The 16,002-nt window shown below is 72.1% G+C and carries 17 protein-coding genes; 12 read left to right on the top strand and 5 right to left on the bottom strand.

The features are described 5' to 3' along the window. Positions 1 to 9 precede the first annotated feature (9 nt). Entirely contained in the window at positions 10 to 765 is a 756-nt protein-coding gene (gene hisF / locus JIX56_RS34745; RefSeq protein WP_257546451.1) for an imidazole glycerol phosphate synthase subunit HisF, read from the top strand. Positions 766 to 837: 72 nt separating this feature from the next. Here hisF and JIX56_RS34750 read toward each other — a convergent pair whose 3' ends face one another. Then, positions 838 to 1,473 carry a TIGR03085 family metal-binding protein gene (locus tag JIX56_RS34750; protein WP_257546452.1) on the bottom strand — a complete coding sequence of 212 codons (636 nt, stop codon included), beginning with the start codon at positions 1,471 to 1,473 and terminating at the stop codon, positions 838 to 840. A 184-nt stretch (positions 1,474 to 1,657) separates the two neighbouring features. Here JIX56_RS34750 and hisI point away from each other — a divergent pair, with 184 nt between their 5' ends. The 11 genes from hisI to lgt all read left to right on the top strand — a co-directional run bounded on the left by hisI (position 1,658) and on the right by lgt (position 11,158). Continuing rightward, positions 1,658 to 2,104, top strand: a complete 447-nt coding sequence (gene hisI, locus JIX56_RS34755) for a phosphoribosyl-AMP cyclohydrolase (RefSeq protein WP_257546453.1) — start codon at positions 1,658 to 1,660, stop codon at positions 2,102 to 2,104. Positions 2,105 to 2,115: 11 nt separating this feature from the next. Then, entirely contained in the window at positions 2,116 to 3,594 is a 1,479-nt protein-coding gene (locus JIX56_RS34760; RefSeq protein ID WP_257546454.1) for an anthranilate synthase component I, read from the top strand. A 52-nt stretch (positions 3,595 to 3,646) separates the two neighbouring features. Further along, the gene (locus tag JIX56_RS34765) at positions 3,647 to 4,291 is read left to right on the top strand and encodes a TIGR02234 family membrane protein (RefSeq protein ID WP_257546455.1); all 645 of its coding nucleotides are present in this window, start codon (positions 3,647 to 3,649) and stop codon (positions 4,289 to 4,291) included. Between the two features lie 196 nt (positions 4,292 to 4,487). Next, positions 4,488 to 4,760, top strand: a complete 273-nt coding sequence (locus JIX56_RS34770; protein ID WP_257546456.1) for an HGxxPAAW family protein — start codon at positions 4,488 to 4,490, stop codon at positions 4,758 to 4,760. Positions 4,761 to 4,839: 79 nt separating this feature from the next. Next, positions 4,840 to 5,331, top strand: a complete 492-nt coding sequence (locus JIX56_RS34775; RefSeq protein ID WP_257546457.1) for a DUF2752 domain-containing protein — start codon at positions 4,840 to 4,842, stop codon at positions 5,329 to 5,331. A 220-nt stretch (positions 5,332 to 5,551) separates the two neighbouring features. Continuing rightward, positions 5,552 to 6,361: an indole-3-glycerol phosphate synthase TrpC gene (trpC, locus tag JIX56_RS34780; protein ID WP_257546458.1), complete on the top strand. Its 810-nt coding sequence runs from the start codon at positions 5,552 to 5,554 to the stop codon at positions 6,359 to 6,361. 130 nt (positions 6,362 to 6,491) lie between these two features. Further along, positions 6,492 to 6,695, top strand: a complete 204-nt coding sequence (gene trpM / locus JIX56_RS48150) for a tryptophan biosynthesis modulator TrpM (protein ID WP_443032079.1) — start codon at positions 6,492 to 6,494, stop codon at positions 6,693 to 6,695. A gap of 230 nt (positions 6,696 to 6,925) precedes the next feature. Next, entirely contained in the window at positions 6,926 to 8,215 is a 1,290-nt protein-coding gene (trpB, locus tag JIX56_RS34790) for a tryptophan synthase subunit beta (protein ID WP_257546460.1), read from the top strand. Further along, complete coding sequence (gene trpA / locus JIX56_RS34795) at positions 8,212 to 9,030, top strand: tryptophan synthase subunit alpha (protein WP_257546461.1); 819 nt, start codon at positions 8,212 to 8,214, stop codon at positions 9,028 to 9,030. Before trpB ends, trpA begins: the two co-directional genes overlap by 4 nt. A gap of 152 nt (positions 9,031 to 9,182) precedes the next feature. Beyond that, positions 9,183 to 9,956, top strand: a complete 774-nt coding sequence (locus tag JIX56_RS34800; RefSeq protein ID WP_257546462.1) for a DsbA family protein — start codon at positions 9,183 to 9,185, stop codon at positions 9,954 to 9,956. 149 nt (positions 9,957 to 10,105) lie between these two features. Then, positions 10,106 to 11,158: a prolipoprotein diacylglyceryl transferase gene (lgt, locus tag JIX56_RS34805; RefSeq protein WP_257546464.1), complete on the top strand. Its 1,053-nt coding sequence runs from the start codon at positions 10,106 to 10,108 to the stop codon at positions 11,156 to 11,158. 93 nt (positions 11,159 to 11,251) lie between these two features. Here the strand turns inward: lgt and JIX56_RS34810 are convergent, their stop codons facing one another. Genes JIX56_RS34810 through JIX56_RS34825 form a run of 4 tightly spaced genes read right to left on the bottom strand, consistent with a single transcriptional unit; the run spans position 11,252 to position 15,997 of the window. Next, entirely contained in the window at positions 11,252 to 12,106 is an 855-nt protein-coding gene (locus tag JIX56_RS34810) for an HpcH/HpaI aldolase/citrate lyase family protein (RefSeq protein WP_257546466.1), read from the bottom strand. Continuing rightward, positions 12,103 to 13,302 (bottom strand): CaiB/BaiF CoA transferase family protein, encoded by a 1,200-nt coding sequence (locus JIX56_RS34815; protein WP_257546467.1) that lies wholly within the window; start codon positions 13,300 to 13,302, stop codon positions 12,103 to 12,105. The genes JIX56_RS34810 and JIX56_RS34815 overlap by 4 nt, the downstream gene beginning before the upstream one ends. Continuing rightward, entirely contained in the window at positions 13,299 to 14,834 is a 1,536-nt protein-coding gene (locus JIX56_RS34820; protein ID WP_257546468.1) for an ADP-ribosylglycohydrolase family protein, read from the bottom strand. Before JIX56_RS34820 ends, JIX56_RS34815 begins: the two co-directional genes overlap by 4 nt. After that, the gene (locus JIX56_RS34825; RefSeq protein ID WP_257546469.1) at positions 14,831 to 15,997 is read right to left on the bottom strand and encodes an ADP-ribosylglycohydrolase family protein; all 1,167 of its coding nucleotides are present in this window, start codon (positions 15,995 to 15,997) and stop codon (positions 14,831 to 14,833) included. The genes JIX56_RS34820 and JIX56_RS34825 overlap by 4 nt, the downstream gene beginning before the upstream one ends. Positions 15,998 to 16,002: the final 5 nt, after the last annotated feature.

The following is a 16,002-nucleotide window of genomic DNA, read 5'->3' on the forward strand; positions in this document are numbered from 1 at the left end:
CGTGGATTCATGACCCTGGCGGTCCGAGTCATCCCCTGCCTGGACGTGGACAACGGCCGGGTCGTCAAGGGTGTCAACTTCCAGAACCTGCGCGACGCGGGCGACCCCGTCGAGATGGCCAAGGTGTACGACACCGAGGGTGCCGACGAGCTGACGTTCCTGGACATCACCGCCTCGTCGGGCAACCGCGAGACGACGTACGACGTGGTGCGCCGCACCGCCGAGCAGGTCTTCATCCCCCTGACGGTCGGCGGCGGCGTCCGCACGGCCGAGGACGTGGACAAGCTGCTGCGGGCGGGCGCGGACAAGGTCGGCGTCAACACGGCGGCGATCGCCCGCCCCGACCTGATCCGTGAGATCGCCGAGCGTTTCGGCCGCCAGGTGCTGGTGCTGTCTGTCGACGCCCGCCGTACGGAATCCGGCTCCTTCGAGGTCACCACCCACGGCGGCCGCAAGGGCACCGGTATCGACGCCGTCGAGTGGGCCCACCGGGCCGCCGAACTGGGGGCCGGCGAGATCCTGCTCAACTCCATGGACGCGGACGGCACCAAGGACGGCTACGACCTGGAGATGATCACCGCCGTCCGCAAGCACGTCACCGTCCCCGTCATCGCCTCCGGCGGCGCCGGCAAGCTCGCCGACTTCTCCCCGGCGATCGAGGCCGGCGCCGACGCCGTCCTCGCCGCCTCCGTCTTCCACTTCGGCGACCTGCGCATCGGCGAGGTCAAGGACGCGCTGCGGGAGTCGGGACACCCCGTGCGGTGAGGCCGTACGCCCTGCGGTGCAAGCCCCGGTCACCTGGTGGCCGGGGCTCACATCTTCGTGTACGGGCCAGGCTCAGATCCCCAGCTGCTTCGTCTCGTGCAGCTTCGTGATCGCTTCCTTCTCGCCCTCCAGCTCCACATCGGCCACCTTCTGCCGGCCGTACAGGAACAGCAGGAGCTCCGAGGGCTCGCCGGTGACGGTGACGACGGGCGCGCCCCGGTGGGCCACCGCGGTCCGGCCGTCGGGGCGGCGCAGGACCAGGCCGGTCGGGGAGCCACGGCCCATCAGACGGGCCGTGCGTTCGAGGCGGGACCAGAGGGCGTCCTGGAAGACGTGGTCCAGCTCGCGGGGGGACCAGTCGGGCTGGGCGCGGCGGATGTCCTCGGCGTGGACATAGAACTCGATCGTGTTCGACGCCTCGTCGATCTGCTTGAGGGAGAAGGGCGAGAAACGCGGCGGGCCGGTCCGCACGAGCTGGATCAGCTCCGCGTACGGCTTCGCGGCGAACTCCTCCATCACCCGGTCCAGGCGCGACGCGAGCTGCTTGATGAGGATGCCCCCGGCGGCGTCGGGGCGGCGCTCGCGCACCACCACGTGCGCGGCGAGGTCACGGGTCTTCCAGCCCTCGCACAGGGTGGGAGCCTCGGGGCCCGCGGTCTCCAACAGTTCGGCGAAGAGAAGCCGTTCACGCTTGGCATGGGTCGACATGGCAGCCAGCCTACGACCGGGCCACCGCTCCGCCCAGCGCAGGCCCCGGACGAGGCGTCGCGGGGAGGCGGGCAGGGGATGCGGACCGGGGATACGGGACCGGGGTCGCCGTTCGTATGACAAGAGGGTCCGGCCTGTGGACAACGGACGAGGCAGGTCGTCCCGGCGCGGCACAATGGCACGCATGACCAGCACGCCGTCCTCCAGCAGCCCCACCAGTCCCGGAGCCCCCGCGGGCCCCGGCGCTCCCAGCGCGCTGGACCCCGAGATCGCCGCGCGCCTCAAGCGCAGCGCCGACGGACTCCTGCCCGCCATCGCCCAGCAGTACGACACCGGTGAGGTGCTCATGCTCGGCTGGATGGACGACGAGGCACTGCACCGCACCCTCACCACCGGGCGCTGCACCTACTGGTCACGCAGCCGCCGGGAGTACTGGGTGAAGGGCGACACCTCCGGCCACTTCCAGTGGGTGAAGTCCGTCGCCCTGGACTGCGACGCCGACACCGTCCTCGTCAAGGTCGACCAGGTGGGCGCCGCCTGCCACACCGGCGCCCGCACCTGCTTCGACGAGGACATCCTCAAGGCCGCCGAGGGCGGCGCCGATTCCGACGTACCGTCACTGGATCAGTAAGGTCAGCCGCCATGGACCTCGAGACGTTCCGCAAGCTGGCCTCCGACCGCCGGGTCATCCCCGTCAGCCGCAAGCTCCTCGCCGACGGCGACACCCCGGTCGGCCTCTACCGCAAGCTCGCCGCCGAGCGCACCGGCACGTTCCTGCTGGAGTCCGCCGAGAACGGCCGATCCTGGTCCCGCTACTCCTTCGTAGGCGTCCGCAGCCACGCCACCCTCACCGCCCGCGACGGCCGGACCCACTGGCTCGGCACCCCACCCGTCGGCGTCCCCGTCGACGGCGACCCCCTCGCCTCCCTGCGCGCCACCATCGAGGCCCTCCACACCCCCCACCAGGAGGGCATGCCGCCCTTCACCGGCGGCATGGTCGGCTACCTCGGCTACGACATCGTGCGCCGTCTGGAGAAGATCGGCCCCGGCGAGCGCGACGACCTCGGGCTGCCCGAGCTGACCATGCTGCTGACGAGCGACCTGGCGGTCATGGACCACTGGGAGGGCTCGGTCCTGCTGATCGCCAACGCCATCAACCACAACGACCTGGACACGGGCGTCGACGAGGCCTACGCCGACGCGGTCGCCCGCCTCGACGCCATGCAGGCCGACCTCGCCCGGCCCGTCGCCCAGCCCCCGGCGGCCCTCCCGCCCTCCGAGCTGCCCGAGTACACCGCGCTCTGGGGCGGCCCCGACTTCCAGGAGGCCGTCGAGGACATCAAGGAGCGCATCCGGGCCGGCGAGGCCTTCCAGGTCGTCCCCTCCCAGCGCTTCGAAACGCCCTGCACGGCCGGCGCGTTGGACGTCTACCGGGTCCTCAGGGCGACCAACCCGTCCCCGTACATGTACCTGTTCCGCTTCGACGGCTTCGACGTCGTCGGTTCCTCCCCCGAGGCCCTGGTCAAGGTCGAGGACGGGCAGGCCATGGTCCATCCCATCGCCGGCACCCGGCACCGGGGCGCGACCCCGCAGGAGGACCAGGCCCTCGCCGACGAACTGCTCGCCGACCCCAAGGAGCGCGCCGAGCACCTCATGCTCGTCGACCTGGGCCGCAACGACCTGGGCCGGGTCTGCGAACCGGGCTCGGTCGAGGTGGTCGACTTCATGTCCATCGAGCGGTACTCCCACGTCATGCACATCGTGTCCACCGTCACCGGCCGGGTCGCGGCGGGCCGCACGGCCTTCGACGTGCTGACCGCCTGCTTCCCCGCCGGCACCCTCTCCGGCGCCCCGAAGCCGCGCGCCATGCAGATCATCGACGAGCTGGAGCCGTCCCGCCGGGGCCTGTACGGCGGCTGCGTCGGCTATCTGGACTTCGCGGGCGACTCCGACACCGCCATCGCCATCCGCACGGCCCTGCTGCGCGACGGCACGGCCTACGTCCAGGCCGGCGCCGGCATCGTCGCCGACTCGGACCCCGTCGCCGAGGACACCGAGTGCCGCAACAAGGCGGCGGCGGTCCTGCGCGCGGTCCACACGGCGAACAGACTCGGAAAATAGGGCGCTTCTCACGCGAACCCCGGGTGACAACCCACCCGGGGCGCACGCGATAGTGGAGTACGTGACCGCAGTTCCTCACCCCCGTTCCGAACCCGCGTTCGTCCGTGCCGGCCGGCGCAGCCTCGCCCTGGCACTGCTCAGCGGTGCGCTCGGCGCGGCCGTCGCGCTGCTCGCCAGCCGCCAGCGCTGGTCGGAGGGCACCGCCTCGGTGGCCGGCGGCGCCTTCCCGCTGACCGCCAGGGGCGGCGACGTCACGGGCGTGCCCGCGTCCCTCGCCGTGGTGGGCCTCGCCGCGCTCGTCGCCGTCTTCGCCGTACGCCGGTCCGGGCGCGTCCTGGTCGCCGTCCTGCTCGCCCTCTCCGGCGCGGGCACGATCGCCGCCGCACTGCTCGGCGCGTACGACAGCTCGGCGCTCGACGACAAGGCCGCCGAGGTCTCCGGCGACAACACCGCGACCGTCGACGCCCTCAGCCACACCGGCTGGCCGTATGTCGCGGCAGCAGGCGGCGCGCTCATCCTGCTCGCCGGGCTGCTCGCGCTCCGCTACGGACGGCTGTGGCCCGCGATGTCCGGCCGCTACGAACGCGACGGCACCCCTCGGCCCCGCAAGGCCGAACCGGTCGACCCCGACCGGCCCGAGGACATCTGGAAGGCCCTGGACCGCGGCGAGGACCCCACGGGACCGGACCCGGCCTGAGCGCCCCGCCAGCTGTGCCGATGTGCGGCTCACGCCCCCTCAGGGCGCTGCCGGAGCGCGGCGGGCGCGCGGGGGAAGACCCCCGCTGAAGGCACTCCGGCGCGTACGGGACAATGGACGACGAGCGTCCGACTCACCACCAAGGCATCGAGCGACACGCATCGAGCACCACGCATTGAGCAACGAGGAGCAAGACATGGCGGGCAGCAGCCACGGTCACACCCCGGCCGCCTGGACCGGCGTCACCATCGCCTTCATCGGTTTCTGCGTCTCGGGCGCCTACATGGTGATGGCCCAGCCGCTGGGATTCTGGGCCGGCATGGTCATCGTCGTCCTCGGCGGCGTCGTCGGCATGATCATGCGCGCCATGGGCATGGGCCAGCCGAAGGACGCGCACGCCGTGTACGAGACGGAGGCGGCGCGCAGCAAGACCGCGACGACTCCCGAGCCGGCCGGCGCCAAGGGCTGAACCTCCGCCCGAGGGGCGGCCCGGCGGCATCGGCCGCCGGGCCGCCCCTCGGGCGCGCGTACGGCCCGCGCGGGGCAGAATGCGGTGTGTGAACGCCGAGACCCAGCCCGCCGGGCCGCCGCCGCGCGCCGATACGGCCGACGCGGCCGACGCGACCGCCGGTCGTGCCACGAGCCGCGTGCTGCGCCAGCTTCTGGTGCCCGCCGGAGTGCTCACGGCCGTCGGCGGGGCCTTCGCCTACGTCGCGGCCGTGGACCCCAACGAGCCCGGCCACTACCCGGTCTGCCCGCTGTGGCGCTTCACCGGCCTCTACTGCCCCGGCTGCGGCGGTCTGCGCAGCGCGCACGCCTTCGCGCGCGGGGACCTCGCGACCGCCCTCACCGACAACGCGCTCGCCGTGGCGGGTTTCCTGGCCTTCGCGGTGCTGTGGACCGTTTGGGTGGTCCGTGTGGCGCGGGGACGACCGTTGCGGTTCGCACTAGGCCCCGTTCAACTGTGGACACTCGGCGCCGTGGCGCTGGTCTTCACGGTCGTCCGGAACCTGCCGTTCGGTGGCTGGCTCCATCCTTGATCAAACGGCGAACGTCCAGGATGGGGGCACCTCCCGCCCGAGCCAAGCGAAGCTGGTTCGAGGGTGGGGGAGGGACCGCCGTCAACCGGATGCGAGGCCTACGCCCTCCTCCGGATACCATCGCAGTGAACTGCCAGACCCATGAGAACCGCTCGACTGTCAATACAAGACCGTCAAACGTTGTCACCGATTTTCCACCGTCTGAAAGGGGGCCGCTCGCGTGAGTGTGCTCGACGAGATCATCGACGGAGTCCGTGCCGACCTCGCGGAGCGGCAGGCGCGCGTCAGCCTCGACGAGCTCAAGGAGCGCGCGGCGAAGGCTCCGGCGGCCAAGGACGGCGTGGCCGCCCTGCGCGGCGACGGCGTCAAGGTGATCTGCGAGGTCAAGCGGTCCAGCCCCTCCAAGGGCGCGCTCGCCGCGATCGCCGACCCGGCCGGCCTCGCCGCCGACTACGAGGCGGGCGGCGCGGCGGTCATCTCCGTCCTCACCGAACAGCGCCGCTTCGGCGGCTCGCTGGCCGACCTGGAGGCCGTCCGCGCGCGCGTGGACATCCCCGTCCTGCGCAAGGACTTCATCGTCACCTCGTACCAGCTGTGGGAGGCCCGGGCGTACGGCGCCGATGTGGTCCTGCTGATCGTCGCGGCCCTCGACCAGCCGGCGCTGGAGTCGCTGATCGAGCGCGCCCAGTCCATCGGGCTCACCCCGCTCGTCGAGGTCCACGACGAGGACGAGGTCGAGCGGGCGGTCGACGCCGGCGCCCGGCTGATCGGCGTCAACGCGCGCAACCTCAAGACCCTTGAGGTCGACCGCACCACGTTCGAGCGCGTCGCCCCCGAGATCCCCGACTCCATCATCAAGATCGCCGAGTCCGGCGTGCGGGGCCCGCACGACCTCATCGCCTACGCCAACGCGGGCGCCGACGCGGTCCTCGTGGGCGAGTCCCTCGTCACCGGCAAGGACCCCAAGACGGCGGTCGCCGACCTCGTCGCGGCGGGCGAACACCCGGCGCTGCGGCACGGGCGGAGCTGACCCGGCCATGACCGACCGCACCTTCGCCGCCGACCGGCTCGGGTCCGCCCCGGCCGGGGCGGCGAGGTGCGCGGGGTCGGCTGTCGAGGTCGCCCACATGGGTGATCCGGGGCCGGTAGGCTGTGCCCCGATGTTCTCGATCACGATGACTCCCAGGGACCCCTACGCCCGCCTCGCGCGCGGGTGCCGTCCCCGTGGCTGCCGGGCGCCCGCCCGGCGGGTGCACGGGCGCCGGGTCCGTTACGTCATCGGTGACGAGCCGGGTCAGGTGAACGGCATGCGATGGCCCCGGACGCGCGTCACCTGCGGTGAGCTGAGCCGCGTCTTCCGCTGAACGCACAGCGATGTGCCGTTGCCCGACCCGTGCAAGGGTTCGGGTCGTACGGCACCGCCGGTATGCGCCGTACGGGCGTTCACCGTTGCGGCGGAATCATTGTCACCGGAGCGAGGTCCGACGACCGTCCGCGACGGTGAGCCTTGACAGCGGCTCCCAGTGCAGCGTGCGCGATCACTGTGAACCCATCGTCCGACCAACCCGGGGCCACGCCCCTGCGAGGTGACCGCATGTCCAGTGAGTTCTTCATTCCCGACCCGGAGGGTCAGGTCCCCAGCGCCGAGGGGTACTTCGGCGTGTTCGGCGGCAAGTTCATCCCGGAGGCGCTGGTCGCCGCCGTGGACGAGGTCGCCGTGGAGTACGACAAGGCGAAGCACGACCCCGAGTTCGCGCGTGAGCTCGACGATCTGCTCGTGCACTACACCGGGCGGCCCAGTTCGCTCACCGAGGTGCCGAGGTTCGCCGAGCACGCCGGTGGTGCGCGGGTGTTCCTCAAGCGCGAGGACCTGAACCACACCGGGTCGCACAAGATCAACAACGTGCTCGGCCAGGCCCTGCTCACCAGGCGCATGGGCAAGACCCGGGTCATCGCCGAGACGGGAGCGGGCCAGCACGGCGTCGCCACCGCCACCGCCTGCGCGCTCTTCGGCCTCGACTGCACGATCTACATGGGCGAGATCGACACCCGGCGCCAGGCCCTCAACGTCGCGCGGATGCGCATGCTCGGGGCCGAGGTCGTCGCCGTGAAGTCCGGCTCCCGGACCCTCAAGGACGCCATCAACGAGGCGTTCCGGGACTGGGTCGCCAACGTCGACCGCACGCACTACCTGTTCGGCACCGTGGCCGGGCCCCACCCCTTCCCCGCCATGGTCCGCGACTTCCACCGGGTGATCGGGGTCGAGGCCCGGCGGCAGATCCTCGAACGCGCCGGACGGCTTCCCGACGCCGCCGTCGCCTGCGTGGGCGGCGGGTCCAACGCCATCGGGCTCTTCCACGCCTTCATCCCGGACGCCGGCGTACGCCTCATCGGCTGCGAACCGGCCGGTCACGGCATCGAGACCGGTGAGCACGCGGCGACCCTGACCGCCGGTGAGCCGGGCATCCTGCACGGCTCGCGGTCGTACGTTCTGCAGGACGAGGAAGGGCAGATCACCGAGCCCTACTCGATCTCGGCGGGCCTCGACTACCCGGGCATCGGCCCCGAACACTCGTACCTCAAGGACAGCGGCCGCGGCGAGTACCGCGCGGTCACCGACGACGCTGCCATGCAGGCACTGCGTCTGCTGTCGCGCACCGAGGGCATCATCCCGGCCATCGAGAGCGCCCACGCGCTCGCCGGTGCCCTGGAGGTCGGCAAGGAGCTGGGCAAGGACGGGCTGATCGTCGTCAACCTGTCCGGGCGCGGCGACAAGGACATGGACACGGCCGCGCGCTACTTCGGCCTGTACGACACCGGAGCCGACGCCGAGGTCGCCGCCAACGCGGCCGACACCGCCGAGATCGAGGGGGACGCCAAGTGAGCGGCAACATCCAGCTGTTGAGTGACACCCTCGCCTCGGCGAAGGCGGAGGGGCGGTCCGCGCTCATCGCCTACCTCCCGGCCGGGTTCCCGACCGTCGACGGCGGTATCGCCGCGATCAAGGCGGTCTTCGAGGGCGGCGCCGACGTCGTGGAGGTCGGCCTGCCGCACAGCGACCCGGTCCTCGACGGTCCCGTCATCCAGACCGCCGACGACATCGCCCTGCGCGGCGGCGTCAAGATCGCGGATGTGATGCGCACGGTGCGGGAGGCCTTCGAGGCCACCGGGAAGCCCGTACTCGTCATGACGTACTGGAACCCGATCGACCGCTACGGCGTCGAGCGCTTCACGGCCGAGCTCGCGGACGCGGGCGGCGCGGGCTGCATCCTGCCCGACCTGCCCGTCCAGGAGTCGGCGCTGTGGAGGGAGCACGCCGAGAAGCACGGGCTCGGCACGGTCTTCGTGGTCGCGCCCAGCAGCAAGGACGCCCGGCTCGCCGAGATCACCGCGGCGGGCAGCGGCTTCGTCTACGCCGCCTCGCTGATGGGCGTCACGGGCACCCGGGAGTCGGTGGGCGCGCAGGCCCACGACCTGGTCCAGCGCACCCGGGCCACGGGCAGCGGGCTGCCGGTCTGCGTCGGGCTCGGTGTCTCCAACGCCGAGCAGGCCGCCGAGGTCGCCGGGTTCGCCGACGGTGTGATCGTCGGGTCCGCCTTCGTGAAGCGGATGCTGGACGCGCCGGACGAGGCGGCCGGCCTGGACGCCGTACGCGAACTGGCGGGCGACCTCGCGAAGGGCGTACGCCGGAGCGCGTGACCGGTGTGGGCCCCGGCGCGTCGAGGGGGCTGGTGACGTTCACCCGTTTGTCGTACGGGGATCGCTGGACGTAACGAGTCAACCGCTCACCCGAACGGGTGGAAGTGGGACCGGGGAGGCGCGGTGCGCCTCCCCGGTTCGTTCTGCGGGATGTGAGCGAGAAGAACCGTGAGGGAAAGCGCACCGCCCGTGACCGGCTGGCGGAGGAGCGACAGAAGCAGAAGGCCGCCGAGAAGCGCCGTCGGGCGCTGATCGTGAGCGCCTCGGTGCTGGGCGTGCTGGGACTGGCCGCCGTGATCGGCGTCGCGGCGGCGAACGCGGGCAAGGACGATGCCGACACCGCGGGCCCGGTCGTGGCGCCCTCGGGGGCCAAGGGCGAGGACAGCCTCGTGATCCCCGTCGGGGACGTCGGCGCCAAGCCGACCCTCACGGTGTGGGAGGACTTCCGCTGCCCGGCCTGCAAGTCCTTCGAGGACGCGTACCGCTCGACGATCCACGAGCTGACCGAGGCCGGAAAGCTGAAGGTCGAGTACCACCTCGCCACCCTGATCGACGGGAACATGGGCGGCAGCGGCTCCCGCAAGGCCGCCAACGCCGCCGCGTGCGCGCAGAACGAGGGCAGGTTCCCCGCCTACCACGACGTGCTGTTCGAGAACCAGCCCGCCGAGACGAACGACGACTTCGCCAGTGACGCCAAGCTGCTCGACCTGGCGCGGAAGGTGGACGGCCTGGACACCTCCGCCTTCCGCACCTGCGTCAAGGACGGCACGCACGACAGCTGGGTCGTGAAGTCGAACGAGGCCTTCCAGAAGGGCGGCTTCGGAGGCACACCGAGCGTCTTCCTCAACGGCGCCAGCATCTACCCGGACCAGACCATGACCCCCGCCAAGCTGAAGCAGATGGTGGAGGAGAAGGCCAAGGAGTGAGGCTCGGGGGAGCCGAGCGGGCCGTGGGGCCCGAAGGGTGCGTCCTGCGGGGCCCGTAGGGCGTCAAGGGAGTCGTGGTACGGCGTTATGGACCCGTTGCCGGGCTGCCCGCCGTCGGCCGGGCCCGGCAAGGTAGCGTCGACCCTGCCATGGAACTTGCCTACATTCCCAGCCCGTCGCGCGGGGTGCTGTACCTCGGTCCCGTCCCGCTGCGCGGCTACGCCTTCTGCATCATCATCGGTGTCTTCGTAGCCGTCTGGCTCGGCAACAAACGCTGGGTAGCCCGGGGCGGGCGCGCCGGCACGGTCGCCGACATCGCCGTCTGGGCCGTGCCCTTCGGCCTGATCGGCGGACGGCTCTACCACGTGATCACGGACTACGAGCTGTATTTCAGCGAGGGCCGTGACTGGGTGGACGCCTTCAAGGTCTGGGAGGGCGGGCTCGGCATCTGGGGCGCGATCGCCCTCGGCGCGGTGGGCGCGTGGATCGGGTGCCGGCTCCGTGGCATCCCGCTTCCCGCGTACGCCGACGCCGTCGCGCCCGGTATCGCGCTGGCGCAGGCGATCGGGCGGTGGGGCAACTGGTTCAACCAGGAGCTGTACGGGAAGCCGACGGATCTGCCGTGGGCCGTGGAGATCACCTCCTCCACGGACGGGCGGGTGCCGGGCACGTACCACCCGACCTTCCTCTACGAGTCGCTGTGGTGCATCGGTGTCGCGGTCCTCGTCATCTGGGCCGACCGTCGATTCAAGCTCGGGCACGGGCGGGCGTTCGCGCTGTACGTCGCCTCGTACTGCGCGGGGCGGTTCTGGATCGAGTACATGCGGGTCGACGAAGCCCACCACATCCTCGGGCTGCGCCTCAACAACTGGACGGCGCTGTTCGTCTTCATCCTCGCCGTGATCTACATCGTCCTGTCGGCCCGTAAGCGGCCCGGGCGGGAGGAAGTCGTCGAGCCGGGTGTCTCCGACGGTGACGGGGACGAGGGCGCTGCCGCGGTGGATCTGGAGAAGGACGAGGACTCGGAGTCGGCTGAGCCCTCGGGCAAGGCCGATGCGAAGGAAGAGAAGGACGCGGAGGCGTCCGACGCCGTGGCTGAGAAGAAGTCCGACGCCGTGGCCGAGAAGAAGTCCGACGCCGTGGCCGAGAAGAAGCCCGACTCCGTCGCCGAGAAGAAGACCGAGTCCGCCGAGAAGAGCTGACGCACCGCTTCCGTCGCTGTGATCCGCCGCTTCGCGACGGATGTCCCCCACCCACCCGCCTTCTCCCGGCGGGTGGGTTTTTGGGTTCGGGGGTCAGTGTCTGGGGGCGCGGTGGGCCAGGGCCAGGGTTCTGTGGGCGCCCGCCACTACCGCCGGGTCGATGAAGCGGCCGCTGGGGAGGGCTTGGGCGCCGGGGGTTGTGGTCGCGGCTTCGAGGATCTGTTCGGCTGACTCGATTTCCTGCGGGGTGGGGGCGTAGGCGCGTTCGATGACGGGGAGCTGGCGGGGGTGGATGGCGGCGCGGCCGAGGAAGCCCAGGGCGCGGCCATGGGCGGAGGACGCCGCCAGGCCTTCGAGGTCTTTCGTGTCCGGGTAGATCGACTGGGCGGGGGAGGGCAGGCCGGCGGCGCGGGCGGCGAGGATCACTCGGGAGCGGGGCCAGTCGAGGGCCGGGTCGTGGTGGACGGACAGGTCGGCGCGGAGGTCCGCCTCGCCGAGGGTGATGCCGTGGAGGGCGGCGTGGGAGGCGGCGATGTCGTAGGCCCGTTCCACGCCCAGGGCCGATTCGAGGAGGGCGTAGAGGGGGATCGCGCCTCCTTCGGCGGGGGCGGTTCGTTCCGCGACGCTCACGACCTCGGTGGGGGACGTGATCTTCGGGAGGCGGAGGGCCGCCAGGCCGGGGAGGGGGGCGAGGGTTTTCAGGTCCTCTTCGGCGAGTGGGGTGTGCAGGGCGTTCACGCGGACGTGGACCGGGACGGGGGGAGCGGCCGAGAGGAGTTCGGTGGTGGCCGCGCGGGCGTAGTCCTTGCGGTCGGGGGCGACCGCGTCCTCCAGGTCCACGATCACCACGTCCGCGCCGGAGGTCAGGGCCTTGGCGACCGTCTCCGGGCGGTCGCCGGGGACGTACAGCCAGGTCAGGGGGAAGGGCGTCGCCGGCTGGGGGGTCACAGGGCGCCCTCCTGGCGGAGGGTCTCGATGTCCGGTTCCGACAGGCCCAGTTCGGTGAGGATCGAGTCCGTGTCGGCGCCGTGCGCGCGGCCCGCCCAGCGGATGGCGCCGGGGGTGGCGGAGAGCCGGAAGAGGACGTTCTGCATGCGCAGCGGGCCGAGATCGGGGTCGTCGACGGTCGTGATGGTGTCCAGGGCGCGGTACTGGGGGTCGGCCATCACCTCCCGTACGTCCTGGATGGGGGCGACCGCCGCCTCCGCCTTCTCGAACACCTCGATGACCTCCTCGCGGGTGTGGCGGGCGATCCACGCGCCGACCGCCTCGTCCAGGACATCCGTGTGGCGGGCCCGCTCGGCGCCCGAGCCGAACCAGGGCTCGTCGACCAGCTCGGGGCGGCCGACCAGGCGCATCACCCGTTCCGCGACGGACTGGGCGGAGGTGGAGACCGCCACCCAGGAACCGTCCGCCGTGCGGTAGGTGTTGCGGGGCGCGTTGTTGGCGGAGCGGTTGCCGGTGCGCGGCTGGACGTGGCCGAGCTGGTCGTACCAGAGGGGCTGGGGGCCGAGGACGGTGAGGATCGGCTCGATGATCGCCATGTCGACCACCTGCCCCTCGCCCGTACGGTCACGCGCGGCGAGCGCCGTCATCACCGCGTACGCCGTCGCCAGGCCCGCGATCGAGTCGGCGAGGCCGAAGGGCGGCAGGACCGGTGGGGCGTCCGGCTCGCCGGTGATCGCGGCGAAACCGCTCATCGCCTCGGCGAGCGTGCCGAAACCGGGGCGGTGCGCGTACGGGCCGAACTGGCCGAAGCCGGTGACGCGGGCGAGGACCAGGCGCGGGTTCGCCGCCGACAGCTCCTTCCAGCCGAGGCCCCACTTCTCCAGGGTGCCGGGGCGGAAGTTCTCGATGATCACGTCGGAGCCGGCGGCGAGGCGCAGGAGGGTGTCCCGGCCGCCGGGCTTGGAGAGGTTCAGCGTCAGGGTGCGCTTGTTGCGGCCCAGCAGCTTCCACCACAGGCCCACGCCGTCCTTCGAGGGGCCGTGGCCGCGGGACGGGTCCGGCTTCGTGGGGTGCTCGACCTTGATGACCTCCGCGCCGAAGTCGCCGAGCATCGTGGCGGCGAGGGGTCCGGCGAAGAGGGTGGCGAGGTCCAGGACTCGGAGGTGGGTGAGCGGGGGGTCGTACGCCTGGATCATGGGTGGCGGGTCTCCCGGAGGGTGAGGTGGGCCAGGGTGTCGAAGCCGACGCCGTTGAAGTCGGCGATCGACGTGGTCAGGCGGTTCTTGAGGGGGGCCGTCCAGCGGTCGGGGAGGGCGCCCGGGGAGCCGGCGAGGAGGCCCGCGATGCTGCCCGCCGTCGCGCCGTTGGAGTCGGTGTCCCAACCGCCCGACACCGCGCGGCAGATGGAGGCGGTGAAGTCGCCGTCCGCGTGGGTGAGGGCGGCGGTGAGAAGGGCGGTGTTGGGGATGGCGTGGACCCAGTGGTGGTCGGCGTAGGTGGTGTGGAGTTCGTCGACGATCGTGTCGAAGTCGCGGGTCTCGGCGGTGAGTTGGAGGGCGTGGCTGATGGCTTGTGCCAGGCGGGAGTTCGGGGGGACGACCTTGAGGCCGGTGCGCAGGCAGTGGTGTACGTCGTGGGTGCCGGTGGCTGCCTCCGCGATGGTGGCCGCGACGAACATCGCCGCGTAGACGCCGTTCGCGGTGTGGGTGAGGGTGGCGTCGCGGTGGGCCTGTTCGGCCGCGGCGGCCGGGTCGCCCGGGTTGGTCCAGCCGTGGACGTCGGCGCGGATCAGGGCGCCGATCCATTCGCGGAACGGGTTGCGGTGGCGGGCGGTGAGCGGGGGGTCGATACCGGTGAGGAGGTTGCGGTAGGCGATGCGTTCGGCGGTGAAGGTGCGGCCTGCGGGGAGTTCGTCGAGCCAGAGCGTCGCCACGTCGGTGGTGGTGAAGTGCCGGCCGTGGCGGGCGAGCAGGAGGAGGTTGAGGAGGGGGTAGTTGAGGTCGTCGTCCTCGGGCATGCCGTCGATGTTCTCGGCGAGGGAGGTGGGAGCGGAGCGGCGGTTCCAGGGGTGGGTGGTGAGGAGCTCCGTGGGGACGCCTCGGGCGGTGAACCAGGTGGTGAGGGGCCAGTTGCCGGTGGCGGCGGCGAGTTGGCGGATGGCGGTGAGGGGGAGTTTCTCCACGGGTTTGCCCAGGAGGCAGCCGGCGGCGCGGCCGAGCCAGGCGGCTGCGACGCGGGGGAGGTATGTGGCTGGGGTGGGAGGGGTTTCTTCCCCGAGCCCGCCCCTTCCCGAAGCCGGGGGCTCCGCCCCCGGGCCCCCGGGCGTCGCGCTTACCGGCGCTGACAGGGTGCCGCCTGCGCCCACCCGTGCCGCCCCAGCGGCACGACTGCCCGCAGGCCGGGCGGGGTGGGTGGGGTGAGCTGACTCAGTGGGACGCGCCGGCCAGCTCGGACACAATGCCTTGATCTCGCTCAGTTCCGTCGGCTCGCTGTCCGCCAACCCGCTGGGCAGGTCAGCCAGTTCGTCGAGCAGATCCTCGGCGAGTTGGCGCAGGTAGCGGGAGGCCCGGCTCGGGGAGGCGCCGGCGCGGGTCGGGGCCGGGGGGCCGCCCGCGGCTCGCCAGCGGGCGGCGACGGCGGAGGGCTCGCGGCCGTCCTGTCGTGCCTGGTGGAGTTCGTGGCCGAGAAGGTCCTCCGGTTGGACCCAGGTGAGGCGGAGGGGGGTCACCGGAGGGGCGCCAGGGTGGTGAAGGCGGACTCGTGGGCGCGGCGGCGGCGTACGTCCTGGTCGTGGATCTGGAGGGTGACCTCCGTCAGGGTTGTGGCCGGGGCGTACAGGTCCAGGCGGCTGGCCTCCGACACCGTCTTGGCCCAGTCGGACGGGATCTCCGAGCCCAGCGCGCCGGCCAGGGCGCCGGACATCGTGGCGATCGAGTCGCAGTCGCGGCCGTAGTTCACCGAACCCAGTACCGCGTGGCGGTAGTCACCGCGGGCCACGAGCAACATGCCCAGGGCGATGGGGAGTTCCTCGATCGCGTGGAGGCGGGAGGGGCGGCGGGCGCCGAGGGAGGGGGCGCGATAGTCGGGGCCGACCGTGTCGAACGGGGTGACCGCCTCGCGGAGCGGCCGTAGCGCCGACTCGAAGTCCGTGTACCGGTCGGCCACTTCGCACACCGACTCGATCGCCGCGCGTGTGCCGTCCTTCGCCAGGGCGAGGCAGGTCTCGATCACCGACTCGGCGGTCGCGCCCGGTGTGCACGCCGCCGCGACGGCCGCCGCGAACACGCCCGCCGCCTCCCTGCCGTACGACGACTGGTGGGCGCCCGCGATGTCGAGGGCCTCGGCGTACGCGCCGGGCGGGTTGGCCGCGTTCACCAGGCCGACTGGGGCCATGTACATCGCGGCGCCGCAGTTGACGATGTTGCCGGTGCCGGCCTCGCGGGGGTCGATGTGGCCGTAGTGGATGCGGGCGACGAGCCACTTCTCGGCGAGGAAGACCCGTTGGAGGGGGAGGGCCTCCGCCTCCAGTTCGGGGATCCAGCGCGGGGTCGTCATCATGTCCGGCACCAGGTGTTCGGCGACGGCGTAGGCGTCCAGGTGGTCGCGGACGCGGTCGTACACCCGGACCAGCGCGTGCGTCATCAAGGTGTCGTCGGTGACGTGGCCGTCGCCCTTGTGGTACGGGGCGATGGGGCGGGCGGTGCGCCAGGCGTCGCCGTTCCAGGGGCCGACGATGCCGTGGACGCGGCCGCCGTGGCGTTCGAGGATCTGCTCCGGCGTGTAGCCCTCGACGGGGCCGCCGAGGGCGTCACCGACGGCGGCGCCGACCAGGGCGCCGGTGATGCGCTCTTCGAGGGTCGCTGCGGTGGGGGGTTCGTTTGAGGGCGTCATGCCCG

The organism is Streptomyces sp. CA-210063, assembly GCF_024612015.1.
GTDB lineage: Bacteria > Actinomycetota > Actinomycetes > Streptomycetales > Streptomycetaceae > Streptomyces.